This is a genomic window from Rathayibacter sp. AY2B7, from assembly GCF_002931635.1.
Taxonomy (GTDB): domain Bacteria; phylum Actinomycetota; class Actinomycetes; order Actinomycetales; family Microbacteriaceae; genus Rathayibacter.
In genome coordinates this window covers 25,649-38,431 of sequence record NZ_PSUC01000005.1, presented here as the reverse complement: position 1 = coordinate 38,431, position 12,783 = coordinate 25,649, and the positions used below count along the sequence as shown (strand labels likewise).

Below are 12,783 nucleotides of genomic sequence, written 5' to 3'. Positions count from 1 at the left end.
CGTCCTGGGAGGACACTCCATGGCTGACAAGTCGCTCAACCGCACCGAGCTCGTCGCGAAGATCGCCGCCGACTCCGGCCAGAGCCAGGCCGCCGTCAACGGCGTCCTCGACTCGCTCTTCACCACCCTCGCCGACTCCGTGTCGAACGACGTGAAGGTCACCATCCCCGGCTGGATCGCCGTCGAGCGCACCTCCCGCGCCGCGCGCACCGGCCGCAACCCGCAGACCGGCGAGACCATCCAGATCGCCGCCGGCCACTCGGTCAAGGTCTCCGCGGGCACCAAGCTCAAGGCCGCCGCGAAGTAGTCGCGCCCTCCGACACGGCCCCGGCACTGCGCCGGGGCCGTCGTCGTCCGCGGACGCGGCTGCCGATCGTCCGCGGACGCGGCTGCAGATCGTCCGCGGACGCGGCTGCCGATCAGCCGCGGAACGTAGGCTGGACCGGTGAATCGAACCGTCCGGATCGTCGGCCCTGCGCTCGTGCTCGTCGCCGCAGCGCTCGTCGCCCTTCTCGCGGCCCTGGCCTTCGGCGGGGGAGCCGCGGCTCCGCTGCTGAACGATCCCGGCCCCGTGGTCCGCTACGGCCTCCCGATCGCCAAGCTGGCCGTCAATCTCGGCGCCGCGGGCATGATCGGCTCGCTCGTGCTGACGCTGTTCGCGCTGAGCCCTCGCGCCGCCGCCGCCCGTGACGCCCGATCCTCGGCCCGCGCCGCGACCGCGCACGCCTCCTCGCGCGCCGGCCAGTCCTCCCGCAGCGGCCAGTCCTCCTCCCGCGCCGGATCGACGCGCACCGCGGTCGCGCCCGCGCGCCCCGCGCCCGCCGAGGCCGCGCCCGAGCCGCGCACCGAGTTCTCGATCGCCCTCGACGTCGCCGCCGCCAGCGCCGCCTTCTTCGCGGCGGCCAGCGCGGTGACCGGGTTCCTCACCTTCCTCAACGTCACGCAGACGCCCCTGAGCCTCGACCGCGACTTCGGCACCAAGCTCAGCTACTTCATCGGCAGCATCGAGGTCGGCCAGGCCTGGCTGATCACGACCCTGCTCGCGGCGGTCGTCACCGTCCTCTGCTTCGCTGTCCGCAACCAGACCGCGCTCGTCTTCGTCACGGGCCTGGCCCTGCTCACGCTGCTGCCGATGGCGCAGCAGGGGCACGCGGCGGGAGCGAGCGGGCACGACGCCGCCGTCACGGCGCTGGGCCTGCACCTCGTCTTCGCGGCGATCTGGCTGGGCGGCCTCATCACCGTCATCGCCCTGCGGCCTCTTCTCGGCGGCTCCCGCCTGCTGCCCGTGATCGAGCGCTACTCCAGCCTCGCGCTCGTGAGCTTCGTCGTGGTCGCGGCGTCCGGCTACGTCAGTGCCGAGCTCCGGCTCGCCACCCTCGACAACCTGCTCACCGGCTACGGGATCCTCGTGCTGGTCAAGGTCGCGGCGCTGATCGCGCTGGGCCTGTTCGGCGTGCTCCAGCGCCGGTACCTCATCGAGCGGATGCGGAAGGCCGGCGGTGTCGGCGGCCGCAGCTTCTGGTGGCTCGTCGGCGCCGAGATCGCCTTCATGGGGATCGCGTCCGGAGTCGCCGCGGCGCTCGCGCGGACCGCGACCCCGGTCGACCAGATCGCCGCGAGCCAGCTCACGGATCCGACCCCGGCCCAGCTGCTGACGGGCGAGCCACTGCCCCCGCCCGCGAGCGCGATGAACTTCCTCACGCTCTGGAACATCGACCTGGTCTGGCTCCTGGTCTGCTCCTTCGCCATCGCGTTCTACGTCGCCGGAGTGGTGCGCCTGCACCGCCGTGGCGACCGCTGGCCCCTGCACCGCACGATCCTCTGGATCGCGGGCATGCTCCTCCTGGTCTACATCACGAACGGCGGGGTGAACGCGTACGAGAAGTACCTGTTCAGCGCCCACATGCTCTCGCACATGGTCCTCACCATGGCGGTGCCGCTGCTGCTCGTCCCGGCGGCACCGGTCACGCTCATCGCCCGCGCCGCCGCCCGCCGCACCGACGGCTCCCGCGGCGCCCGCGAGTGGGTGCTGCTCGCCGTGCACTCGCGTTTCGCCACCGCGATCTCGCACCCGATCGTCGCCGCCCTGCTGTTCGTCGGGTCGCTCTGGGGCTTCTACTACTCCCCGCTGTTCCGCTGGGCCACCACGGACCACATCGGCCACGAGTGGATGATCGTCCACTTCCTGATCACCGGCTACCTCTTCGTCAGCGTCCTGATCGGAGTGGACCCGAGCGTGCACCGCGTGCCCTACGCGATGCGCCTGCTGCTGCTGCTGGGCACCATGGCGTTCCACGCCTTCTTCGGCCTCGCACTGATGACGGGGGAGGGGCTGCTCCTCGCCGACTGGTACGGAGCGATGGGCTGGGGCACCTCCGCGCTCGCCGATCAGCAGGCGGCCGGCGGCATCGCGTGGAGCATCGGCGAGATCCCCACCCTCGCGCTCGCGATCGTCGTCGCGATGATGTGGAGCCGCTCCGACGCCCGCGAGACCAAGCGCCGCGACCGCCAGGCCGACCGCACCGGAGAGGCCGAGCTCACGGCCTACAACGACCGCCTGGCCGCCCTCCAGAAGCGCGGCTGATCCGCGCCCGGGCCCCGGGGTCCCGGCGGGCCGCGGGTACAGTGGAGCGGTGACTCAGCCGACCCTCTCCGACGAGCAGCAGCGGGTCTTCGACCTCATCGAGAACACGCGCGAGCACCTGTTCGTCACGGGTCGCGCGGGCACGGGCAAGTCCACCCTGCTCAACCACCTGAGCTGGAACACCGACAAGCAGATCGTCATCTGCGCCCCCACCGGCGTCGCGGCGCTGAACGTCGGCGGCCAGACCATCCACTCGCTCTTCCGACTGCCGATCGGCGTCATCGCCGACTCCGACCTCGACCAGCCGCCCGAGCTGCGCAAGCTCCTCAACACCATCGACACGCTCGTCATCGACGAGATCTCCATGGTCAACGCCGACCTGCTCGACGGGATCGACCGCAGCCTCCGGCAGGCGCGGCAGCGGCGCTCCGAGCCGTTCGGGGGCGTGCAGGTCGTCCTCTTCGGCGACCCGTTCCAGCTCGCACCCGTTCCCGGCGATCCGGAGGAGCGCGCCTACTTCGCCGACCGCTACCGCTCGCTGTGGTTCTTCGACGCCCTCGTCTGGCAGGAGGCGCCGCTGCGGATCGTCGAGCTCGGCCGGATCCACCGGCAGAGCGACGAGCGCTTCAAGTGGATGCTCAACGCGGTCCGCTTCGGCATGGTGACGAAGGAGATCGCCGACGTGCTGAACGCGGCGGGCGCGCGGACGCCTCCGGCCGACGACGCGATCACGCTCGCGACCCGCAACGACACGGTCAACCGCATCAACCAGGCGGCGCTCGCGCGGCTGAAGGGCCCGCTGAAGACCGCGTCGGCCGAGATCAGCGGCGACTTCGGCGGGCGCGCCTATCCGGCGGACCAGAACCTCGAGCTCAAGATCGGCGCGCACGTGATGTTCCTGCGCAACGACTCCGAGCAGCGCTGGGTGAACGGCACGATCGGTCGGGTGACGAAGGTCGCGGGGACGGTGTGGGTCGAGGTGGACGGCGAGGTCCACGAGGTCGAGCCCGCGACCTGGGAGCGCTACCGCTACTCCTACTCCGCCGCGACGAAGAAGCTCACCCGCGAGATCGTCGCCGAGTTCGCGCAGTTCCCGCTCCGCCTGGCGTGGGCGGTCACGATCCACAAGTCGCAGGGCAAGACCTACGACTCCGCCGTGGTCGACCTCGGGCAGCGCGCCTTCGCCCCCGGGCAGACCTACGTGGCGCTCAGCCGCATCACGAGCCTCGAGGGGCTCTACCTGACGCGGCCGCTCCGGCCGAGCGACATCATCGTCGACAAGGACGTGCTGCGCTTCATGTCCGAACGGCGAGCCGAGCCGGCCGCCGTCGCGGAGGCGTCCGCGGACTGACGCCCCGCGGAGGACGTGGGAGCGGGGGCCTCAGGCCGCCGCGCAGGTCCGGGCGAGATCGCGGAACAGCTCCGTCGTCAGCCGGTACGCCTCCGCGACCTCCGCGATGACCCGCTCGCGCTCCTCCTCGTCCCAACCCGCGGCGTCGAGCTGCTCGCGGTAGGTGGCGCGGAAGGCCGACGGTGCGGCGATCTCGCCGAAGAGGAAGAAGCCGACGCCGTTGGTCTCGAAGCCGAACCGCCGCTGCAGCAGCCCGCGGACGATCGCGCAGCCGGAGAGGTCGCCGAGGTAGCGCGTGTAGTGGTGGGCGACGAAGCCGCCGCTCCAACCCGAGGCCACGGTGCGGATCCGGTCGACGTAGGCGCTGGTCGAGGGCAGCGGGCGGATGCGCTCGCGCCAGTCCTCGCCGACGAGGAAGCGCAGGTCCTCCGCGATCGCGGGGAGCCGGGTGAGCTTGGCCGAGAGGAAGGGCTCCGCGACGGGATCGCCGGCCATGTCCTCCGCCACGGCCTCGAGGGCCTCGTAGACGAAGTAGTGCTGCGAGATGAGCGCGATGTAGTCGTCGCGGCTGCCGGAGCCGGTCATCAGCGAGGTCATGAAGGCGGCGCCCTCGTCGTCCGCGCCGGACTGCCCGATGCGCAGGCGCAGGGCCTCGGAGAACGGGATGACGTTCGACACGGTGGCCTCCCTCGGCGACTGAGGTCTGCCTTACCTTAGCCGAGCGGAGCCGCTGGGACCAGAGGCGTCAGTGCCCGTGTCCGCCGTCGACGACGGAGTGCATCATCCCGCCCATGTCGCCCGACCCGCCCGAGGAGGCGGCCATGGCGGGGGTGGCGAGCGCGGAGACGGTGAGCGCGCCGGCCAGGAGTCCGACGAGAGCTCGCGACGGCGAGACGGCCTTCTCCTCGACGCGCGGAGAGCGGAGCGAGACGGCCACCACGGCGACCGCGACCAGCTGGAGGACCGCGGCCGCCAGCGCGGGGAGGGGCTCGGCGAGTGCGCCGAGGGCCAGAGCGAGGGCGAACGCCGCCAGGGAGGCGACCGCGACGACCAGCGCGGAGCGCGGCACGACGATCCGGCCGCGCGCCAGGACGAGGACCGCCCAGAGGATCTCGACGGCACCGAGCACCCCGATCACCGGGGCCTGCACGCCCTCGCCGCCGGCGGCGAGCGAGAGGTGGACGAGCCCGGCGCCGAGTCCGGCGAAAGCGGCGTTGCAGCGGGCCACGGTGGTCATGGCGGCTCCTTCGCTGGATCGGGGAAGAAGAGGAGGCCCCGGATCGACACACCGCATCGTGTCGTCCGGGGCCGTTCAGTCCGTCCGCCGCGGAAAACGGCGGGCCCACGGCGGACGGAGTAGAGGGGGCGGCGGGTGCCGCCCGGGTCAGGCGGTCGCGGCGGTGCGCGTCCTCGCCGTCTTCTCGGTGCCGAGTCCGACTCCCAGGAGCACCAGCGCGCTGGCCAGGTGCAGGAAGTGGTCGGCGGTGTTCAGCGCCAGCACGTTCAGGGCGGTGTCGACCAGGAAGAAGCCGACGATGCCGAGCAGCAGGTACACCGCTCCGACGGTCACGTTGACGGTCTTCGCCGCGGCGACGGTCGACAGGCCCGCGATCAGCAGCGCGCCTCCGATGAGCAGGTGGGCGATGTTGTGCAGCGGGTTCACCTCGAAGACGCCGAGCAGGAGCCCGCCTTCGGTCGAGAGGAACTGCACGCCTCCGGTCACGACGAAGCCGAGGAGCCCGACGACGACGTAGACGGCTCCGAAGAGAGTCGCCAGCAGTCGATTGGGGGATCTGCGCATGGTCTCTTACCTCCTTCGAGCAGCGCCTCTGCGCTGTACTCCCTCTCTTCGTAACCCGGCGCCTGCCGGTTTGGGAACGGGGTGGACTCCGCCGGTCACGGTCAGGACACGAATCGCGATCGCGCGCTCAGCGGCCCTCTCCGGCCCGACGGAGCCCCCGTACAGTGGTGCCGTTCGCAGACGACGGGGGAGTCGCACGGCATGGGATCTCGCAGACGGACGCGGACGGGACTGCTCGTCGTCCCGGTCCTCGTGCTCGCACTGGCCGGCTGCACGCCCGCCGCCGCCTCGCGCGTGGCGGAGGCGCCCGCGCAGGCGGCGTCGGAGGAGCTCGCCTCCGCCCTGTCGGGGTTCCTCGACGAGACGGTCGGCGTCGCCGGCGCGACCGGAGCAGTCGCCGGGGTCTGGTCGCCGTGGGGCGGCAGCTGGGAGGGCGCGGTCGGCTGGGAGTCGGACGAGCGCACCACCGCCCTCACCACCGACGCGCACCTGCGGCTCGGCACCGGCGGCACCGAGGCGATGACCTGCGACGTGGTCCTCGCCCTCGCCGACTCCGGCCGGGTCGACCTCGACGCCGACGTCGGCGAGACGCTGCGCTCCCTGCCCGGCATCGACGGCCTCACGCTGCGCGAGCTCTGCGCGCACACCTCCGGCCTGGCCGACTTCCGCTCGGCGCTCTGGCCGACCGTGCTCCAGAACCCCCCGCGGCAGTGGCCGACGCTCGAGCTGCTCGCCGCGGCCCAGGTGCGCGGCGCCTCGGCCGAGCCCGGAGCGGCGTGGTCCGACTCCGCCACCGGTCCGCTGCTCGCCGGCATCGTCGCCGCGCAGGTGACCGGCCGGAGCATCGGGGAGCTCTACGACCAGTACGTGGTGCCGCGGTACGGCCTGCGCAGCACGGAGCTGCCCGGCTCCTCCGAGGTCGATCTGCCCGCTCCGTCCCCCCGCGGCTACGCGGTCGCGCTGGACCCGGCGACCGGGGAGAAGCGCTGCGACGTGCGCCTCGACGTCACCGCCGCGTCCCCGTCCGCGCTCGGCGCCGCGGGCGGAGCGCTGACCGATCTGGAGGACCTCCGGCGGCTGGCGACGGGTCTCGCGGCCGATCCCGCGAACGACGCCATGTGGCAGGACCCGGTCGTCCAGGGCCAGGGCCGCGCCGACTACCTCCGTGCCGGGCTCGGCGGGCACGAGGCGGGACCCCTCCGCGGCTTCTCGGGTCTCGCGCCCGGCTTCGTCACCGCGGCCTACTCCGACCCGGTCTCGGGCCTGACCGTGGCCGTCTCGATCAACAGCTCGACGCCCGGCGGCGACTTCGCCGCGACGGTCGCCCGCACCCTGGCCGCCATCGCGGTCGAGCAGGGAGCCGCGGCGGGAGCCGAGGGCCTGCCCCGGCTCCCGTGGACGGCCGACGGCGAGCGCGGCGCCGTGCAGGGGACCCCGACGCGCTGCTGATCCGGCGGCGCCCTACTCTGGTTCCATGCCGATCACTCCCGACACCAAGGACTGGACCTGGGTCCTCGAGCGCCCCTGCCTCGAGTGCGGCTTCGACGCCTCGCTCGTCGACGCCGATGAGGTCGCCGAGCTCATCCGCGAGAACGCCGCCGCCTGGCCCTACGTGCTCGACCGCGACGACGCGGCGGGCCGGCCCGACGACGAGACCTGGTCGCCGCTCGAGTACGCCGCGCACGTGCGCGACGTGCACCGCATCTACCGCACCCGCGTGCAGCTGATGCTCGCCGGCGACGACCCGCTCTACCCCAACTGGGACCAGGACGTCACCGCCGTGGAGGAGCGCTACGACCAGCAGGACCCCGCGACGGTCGGCCGCGAGCTGGTCGAGGCGGCCGAGCGCATCGCCGAGGTGTTCGACTCCGTCGCCGGTGCCCAGTGGCAGCGGCGAGGCCGCCGCAGCGACGGCGCGGCCTTCACGGTCGACACGATCGCCCGCTACTACCTGCACGACGTCCAGCACCACCTGCACGACGTGCAGGGCTGAGCTCAGGTGTCGATGAGCTGCGGATTGAGGAACGAGAGCGTCCGCGCGTAGGCGAGCGCCGCGGAGGCGGGGCTGACCGCGTCGCGCAGGTTGCCGTTCGCGAAGTGCCGCTGCGTGTCCGGGTAGGTGTGCGCCGTGACCGGCGTCCCCGACTCCTTCAGCCGTCCGACGAACGACTCCGGGTCGTCGCCCGCGGGCCACTCGTCGCTCTGCGCGTAGTGCAGGAGGGTGGGGCACGGGACCAGCACGTGCTCCTCCGCACCGAGGGTGGCGTAGTACGCGACCACCGCGTCCACGAGCCCGGTGCCCGCGGCGAGCAGCCCGAGGCGGCCGCCGAAGCCGAAGCCGATGACGGCGCTGCGCGGCGCCCCGGCCGCGACTCCGGTGCCGACCGCCTCGGCGACGGCGGCGAGGGTGCGGTCCTGCGCGGCCATCGCGGCGAGGTCGCGCGCGTCCTCCGGGGCGAGCGTGGCCCAGCCGTCGTAGAGGTCGGGCACGAGCACGTGGTAGCCGTGCTTCGCCACGGCCTCGGCGAACGGCTCCAGCCACGGCAGGCGCCCGAAGACGTCGTGCAGCACGACCACCACGGGCCGGCCGGGGTGCCCGTACTCGAGGGCGACGCCCGGCGACGGGATCTGGACGAGCTCTGTCACCCCTCCACCCTGCCCTCTGCGTCCCGCGATCCCGCGCGCTGCCGCGGATCTGCCCGGCGTGTCGCGTCGGATCCGCCGGGCGTGCCGGCGGTCCAGCCGATCACGACGTCCGAGAGGTCGTGGAGCACGCCGGGGTTGAGGAACAGGTGGCCCCGCAGCAGCTCGCGATCGCGCTCGGGGACGCGCGCCTCTTCGACCGCGTCATCGAAGCCGTCCACGACCGCCTCGATGGTCCTCTCGACGGCCGCCCGACCCTCCGCGCGGTCGAGTCCGTACACGGGTGCGGACTTCATGAGGGAGGCGAAGTTCGCGCGCTTCTCGCCGTCGCGGCTGTAGGCGAGGGCCTGAGTGGCTGTCTCGCCGGACCGATTGCCGGGGGCGAGGTCGTACGCGGGCGTCAGAGTCAGGTGTCGACCGTCCCAGAACGCCGCGTGATTGCGTGCGTGGTCGTCGGAGTTGCTGATCGCCATGTTGAAGGCGATCCGCGCGAACAGCTCAGGACCGGGATCCACTCCCGCCGGCCCGTGCCGCCGCAGGACGTCCAGCACCTCCGGATAGGACACGTATCGCGCGGTCCACTCGCTCTCGCCGCTCATGGTGAGGGCGGAGACCGCGTGGCGGCGCCGGCGGCCCTCTCGATCGAACCGCTGGACGAGCAGGACGTCCTTTCCGAGCGAGGAGACGACACGGCTCCGTGCGACGTCCAGACCGGCGCGGCGGGCGAGCGCGAGGGCGGCGCCTTCCGCGTTCACCACCTGGAAGGTCCGATCGCTGCTCGCCGAGAACTTGGCGATGTGCTCGACTCCGGCGTCGTCGAGGAGAGTGGCCTTCGGTCGGGCACCGCCGATGCTGGTGCCGCGGAGGAGTGCCGCGTCGAGAGCGGGCGAGAGGGCGAGCCCGGCCTCCAGTCGATCGGCGGCCTCGTGCAGCTCGTCCAGCGATGAACGGTCCTCCCGGGGTGTGTACTCGGTCGGGGACTCCTGGAAGTCGAGCGCCCCGAACCGCGACGAGCCGGAGGCGATCATGTACTCCAGTTCGGTCAGCCCCCGATCGCGAGCTCCCCGACGCTCGTCGATGACGGTCCGTCCCCAGCCGTCGGGGCTGCCGTCGCGCAGCGCTCCGGCCAGGACGAGCCCGTCGCGCGGTTCGATGGTCCCTTCGCGGAGCGGGAGCTCAGGCCCGTAGAGGCTGATCGACCCGGGGAGGGATCGATAGGAGGCGGCGTAGACGAAGGGGAAGCGGTCGCCCCGCTGCTCCACGGCTCCGGCCACGACAGGGGTTTCGGACCCGGGGAGCCAGGTCCAGACGTAGACGCGGTCAGAAGGCATCGTCGAGCTCGTCGGTCGTGCGACGCCGCATGCGCGACGGGAGGAGCGCCAGCTTCTCCTCGCCTGAGCGGCGGCGACGGGCCAGCTCGACCGGGTCGTCGATGCCGAAGATCGGGACGCCGACCAGCTCGGCGACGCTGAAGACGGTGGAGACCGCGGTGCCGGGTGCCCCTGCCTCGATGCCTGCGACGGTGGGGGTCGAGACTCCGGCGCGGACGGCGAGCTCCTCCCGAGTCCACCGGTGCCGGAGCCGGGCTTCGCGCACGAGCTGCCCCAGCAGCAGGAGCGCGTCGGCCACGACCGGGCGGGGCGGTACGGATCGTTTGGCCACGAGCACCTCTTTTCTTTCAGTGGAAGCTCTTCACTGTAACTTTATCTTCATCACCCGTGTCCATGCGCTCGGCCGTGCGGCTCCAGCGGCAGGACGACCTGCTCGCGCAGGTGCTCGTAGACGACCGAGGTGCGCACGTCGGCGACCTCGCGGCGCTGCGTCAGCTCGTCGATGACGAAGGCGTAGAGGTCCTGGTTGTCGCGAACGGCGACGTGGATGATGAAGTCCTCCGAGCCGGAGGTGACGAACACGCCGACCGTCTCGTCGAGGCCGGCGACCCAGTCGCGGAAGGCCTCGATGATCTCGCGCGACGGCGGACGGATGCGGACCGCGATCAGCGCCTGCACGCCGCGCCCGAGGGCCGCGAAGTCGAGAGTGAGCGTCGCGCCGGTGATCACGCCGCGGCGCCGGAGGCTCCTCGTGCGGTCGAGGGCGGTGGTCGGCGAGACGTGCACGGCGGCTGCGAGGTCACGGTTCGTGATCCGTGCATCCGACTGCAGGACCTGCAGGATCCGGACGTCGAGTTCGTCGAGTGCCGCTCCTGGGCCGTTCTGCTGGTCGTTCATACGGAGATCCTGCCGAAGGGGAGCCCTCCTGCCTACTGTTCGTGACGTCACTTCGCACGAACCGAGGAGCACCATGACCATCCCCGCCCCCGACGCCGTCGGCTTCCACCCCGACGAGATCGACACCGCCGCGCCCACCCGCTCGGCCCGCCTCAAGTGGGTGGTCGTCGTCGAGGAGTCCCTCCCCGCCGGCCGCGCCGTGAACGCCGCGATCTGCGTGGGCGCCGCGACGGCCGCACACGTCGCGGGGCTGCTCGGACCGAGCCCCGCCGACGCGTCCGGATCGCTGCATCCCGGTCTGCCGTGGGCCGGCTGCACGGTCCTCGCCGCCGACGCGGCGACCCTGCTCGCGATCCGCGCGAAGGCCGAGGCGCACGACGGGACGTTCGTCGCCGACATGCCCGCGTCCGCGCAGGCCACCCGGGTGTACGACGAGTACCGGGAGGCGGTGGCGGCGAGCGGCTCCGACGAGCTGCAGTACCTCGCGGTCAGCCTGGTGGGGCCGAGGAACCGGATCGACAGGATCGTCGGGCGGCTGCCGCTGCTGGGCTGACGGACACCGCTGGGCTGACGGACGCCGCTGCGCTGACGGACGCCGCTGCGCTGTCGGACGCCGCCGCGCTGACGGACGCCGCTGCAGCGCCGGAGGAGGAGCCGCTCGCATCGGGCCGGAGGACCGGCCGCAGACGAGGGGAGGGAGGAGAGCGAGTGACGGGAATCGAACCCGCGCCATCTGCTTGGGAAGCAGAAGTTCTACCATTGAACTACACTCGCGCGGCGCCGCTCGGGCGCACCAGGACATCGTAGCAAGGCCCGGAGCCGGCCCATGCCCCGGGGTCGCGCCACGCCCTAGGATCGCAGCGTGCTCCTCTCCGATCGCGACATCTCGCTCGAACTCGCCTCCGGCCGCGTGGGGCTCGCCCCGCACGATCCGTCGATGCTGCAGCCGTCGTCCGTCGATGTGCGCCTCGATCGCTTCTTCCGGCTGTTCGACAACCACCGCTACCCGTACATCGATCCGGCCGAGGACCAGCCCGAGCTGACCCGCCTGGTCGAGACGCCCCAGGGCGAGCCGTTCATCCTCCACCCGGGAGAGTTCGTGCTCGGCTCGACCTACGAGGAGGTGTCGCTGCCGGACGACATCGCGGCGCGCCTCGAGGGCAAGAGCTCGCTCGGACGGCTCGGGCTGCTGACCCACTCGACCGCCGGGTTCATCGATCCGGGCTTCACCGGCCACGTCACCCTCGAGCTCAGCAACGTCGCGACGCTCCCCATCACGCTCTGGCCGGGGATGAAGATCGGCCAGATGTGCTTCTTCCGCCTCAGCTCGCCCGCCGAGAAGCCCTACGGCTCGGCGGAGTACAGCTCGCGGTACCAGGGCCAGCGCGGTCCGACCGCGTCGCGCTCGGCGCTCAACTTCCACCGCACGGACGTCTACACCGACTGACGCCGGCGCAGGGATCAGGGCGCGGGGGTCAGCCCAGCAGGCGGGGGAGCTGCAGCACGAGCCAGGGGGAGAACGCCCAGGGGGTCGAGCGGACGGCGGCGAGCGTCGCCTCGGCGTCGACCCACTCGTAGTCCATGACCTCGTCGAGGCGCGGATCGAGGGCGTCGCGGCTCGACAGCGTCGCCGTGTAGACGGGGCAGATCTCGTTCTCGACGACGCCGGACGCGTCGACCGCGCGGTAGCGGAAGTCCGGCAGGGCGACCTCCAGCGTGGCCAGCCGGGCGCCGAGCTCGCGCTCGGCCCGGCGGACGACGGCGTCCTCGATCCGCTCGCCCGGGGCGGGGTGCCCGCAGAAGGAGTTGGTCCAGACGCCCGGCCAGGTGCGCTTCTCCAGCGCGCGGCGGGTCACCAGAAGCGCGCCGTCCGGGGAGAAGACGTGGCAGGAGAACGCGAGGTGCAGGGGAGTGGCCGTGTCGTGCACGGTCGCCTTGTCGGCGACCCCCACGGCGTTCCCGGCCTCGTCGAGGAGGACCACCTGCTCGATCCGGTCCGTCTGAACAGTGGCGGCTGGCGAAGTCATACCCGCAAGTCAAGCACGCCGCAACACATCAGCCGGCTTATCGTCCTGGTTCTCCCCTTTGTTAGCCTTCCCCCGTGGATACGCGCGACCCCGTGGTTCTGTCCCGGTTGAGGCAGGAGCACGTCGATGCCGTCCTGGACAGGTTCTTC

General features: G+C 72.3%; 15 protein-coding genes and 1 tRNA gene. 7 read left to right on the top strand and 9 right to left on the bottom strand.

Annotated elements, in window-relative coordinates; all coding sequences use genetic code 11:
- The first annotated feature begins 19 nt into the window (after positions 1 to 19).
- The 3 genes from C5C27_RS01920 to C5C27_RS01910 all read left to right on the top strand — a co-directional run bounded on the left by C5C27_RS01920 (position 20) and on the right by C5C27_RS01910 (position 3,935).
- Entirely contained in the window at positions 20 to 307 is a 288-nt protein-coding gene (locus tag C5C27_RS01920) for an HU family DNA-binding protein (RefSeq protein WP_056037903.1), read from the top strand.
- Positions 308 to 445: 138 nt separating this feature from the next.
- Positions 446 to 2,584 (top strand): bifunctional copper resistance protein CopD/cytochrome c oxidase assembly protein, encoded by a 2,139-nt coding sequence (locus C5C27_RS01915; RefSeq protein ID WP_258066474.1) that lies wholly within the window; start codon positions 446 to 448, stop codon positions 2,582 to 2,584.
- 49 nt (positions 2,585 to 2,633) lie between these two features.
- Complete coding sequence (locus C5C27_RS01910) at positions 2,634 to 3,935, top strand: ATP-dependent RecD-like DNA helicase (RefSeq protein WP_104222908.1); 1,302 nt, start codon at positions 2,634 to 2,636, stop codon at positions 3,933 to 3,935.
- Positions 3,936 to 3,965: 30 nt separating this feature from the next.
- Here the strand turns inward: C5C27_RS01910 and C5C27_RS01905 are convergent, their stop codons facing one another.
- From C5C27_RS01905 to C5C27_RS01895, 3 genes are all read right to left on the bottom strand, one after another.
- The gene (locus tag C5C27_RS01905; protein WP_104226125.1) at positions 3,966 to 4,613 is read right to left on the bottom strand and encodes a heme oxygenase (biliverdin-producing); all 648 of its coding nucleotides are present in this window, start codon (positions 4,611 to 4,613) and stop codon (positions 3,966 to 3,968) included.
- A 67-nt stretch (positions 4,614 to 4,680) separates the two neighbouring features.
- Entirely contained in the window at positions 4,681 to 5,172 is a 492-nt protein-coding gene (locus C5C27_RS01900; RefSeq protein ID WP_104313403.1) for a hypothetical protein, read from the bottom strand.
- A 147-nt stretch (positions 5,173 to 5,319) separates the two neighbouring features.
- A complete protein-coding gene (locus tag C5C27_RS01895) occupies positions 5,320 to 5,736 on the bottom strand; it encodes a DUF4383 domain-containing protein (protein WP_104222905.1) in 417 nt (138 codons plus the stop codon).
- 201 nt (positions 5,737 to 5,937) lie between these two features.
- Here C5C27_RS01895 and C5C27_RS01890 point away from each other — a divergent pair, with 201 nt between their 5' ends.
- Positions 5,938 to 7,185, top strand: a complete 1,248-nt coding sequence (locus tag C5C27_RS01890) for a serine hydrolase (RefSeq protein WP_104237609.1) — start codon at positions 5,938 to 5,940, stop codon at positions 7,183 to 7,185.
- A 25-nt stretch (positions 7,186 to 7,210) separates the two neighbouring features.
- Positions 7,211 to 7,729, top strand: coding sequence for a DinB family protein (locus C5C27_RS01885; RefSeq protein WP_104222903.1), 519 nt, complete (start codon positions 7,211 to 7,213; stop codon positions 7,727 to 7,729).
- Between the two features lie 2 nt (positions 7,730 to 7,731).
- Here C5C27_RS01885 and C5C27_RS01880 read toward each other — a convergent pair whose 3' ends face one another.
- Genes C5C27_RS01880 through C5C27_RS01865 form a run of 4 tightly spaced genes read right to left on the bottom strand, consistent with a single transcriptional unit; the run spans position 7,732 to position 10,607 of the window.
- Positions 7,732 to 8,382: a dienelactone hydrolase family protein gene (locus C5C27_RS01880; protein ID WP_104237610.1), complete on the bottom strand. Its 651-nt coding sequence runs from the start codon at positions 8,380 to 8,382 to the stop codon at positions 7,732 to 7,734.
- Positions 8,379 to 9,710 carry a type II toxin-antitoxin system HipA family toxin gene (locus C5C27_RS01875; RefSeq protein WP_104313401.1) on the bottom strand — a complete coding sequence of 444 codons (1,332 nt, stop codon included), beginning with the start codon at positions 9,708 to 9,710 and terminating at the stop codon, positions 8,379 to 8,381. Before C5C27_RS01875 ends, C5C27_RS01880 begins: the two co-directional genes overlap by 4 nt.
- A complete protein-coding gene (locus tag C5C27_RS01870) occupies positions 9,700 to 10,041 on the bottom strand; it encodes a helix-turn-helix transcriptional regulator (protein ID WP_104237671.1) in 342 nt (113 codons plus the stop codon). Before C5C27_RS01870 ends, C5C27_RS01875 begins: the two co-directional genes overlap by 11 nt.
- Before the next feature lie 50 nt (positions 10,042 to 10,091).
- Positions 10,092 to 10,607 carry an Lrp/AsnC family transcriptional regulator gene (locus C5C27_RS01865; RefSeq protein WP_104237612.1) on the bottom strand — a complete coding sequence of 172 codons (516 nt, stop codon included), beginning with the start codon at positions 10,605 to 10,607 and terminating at the stop codon, positions 10,092 to 10,094.
- 73 nt (positions 10,608 to 10,680) lie between these two features.
- Here C5C27_RS01865 and C5C27_RS01860 point away from each other — a divergent pair, with 73 nt between their 5' ends.
- The gene (locus C5C27_RS01860; protein WP_104313399.1) at positions 10,681 to 11,160 is read left to right on the top strand and encodes a DUF2000 domain-containing protein; all 480 of its coding nucleotides are present in this window, start codon (positions 10,681 to 10,683) and stop codon (positions 11,158 to 11,160) included.
- A gap of 150 nt (positions 11,161 to 11,310) precedes the next feature.
- Here C5C27_RS01860 and C5C27_RS01855 read toward each other — a convergent pair.
- Positions 11,311 to 11,381 (bottom strand) — tRNA-Gly (locus C5C27_RS01855).
- 88 nt (positions 11,382 to 11,469) lie between these two features.
- On the opposite strand from C5C27_RS01855, the gene dcd reads away from it, so the two are divergent.
- Positions 11,470 to 12,054: a dCTP deaminase gene (gene dcd / locus C5C27_RS01850; RefSeq protein WP_104222898.1), complete on the top strand. Its 585-nt coding sequence runs from the start codon at positions 11,470 to 11,472 to the stop codon at positions 12,052 to 12,054.
- 28 nt (positions 12,055 to 12,082) lie between these two features.
- Here the strand turns inward: dcd and idi are convergent, their stop codons facing one another.
- Positions 12,083 to 12,634 (bottom strand): isopentenyl-diphosphate Delta-isomerase, encoded by a 552-nt coding sequence (gene idi, locus C5C27_RS01845; protein WP_104222897.1) that lies wholly within the window; start codon positions 12,632 to 12,634, stop codon positions 12,083 to 12,085.
- Positions 12,635 to 12,783 lie beyond the last annotated feature (149 nt).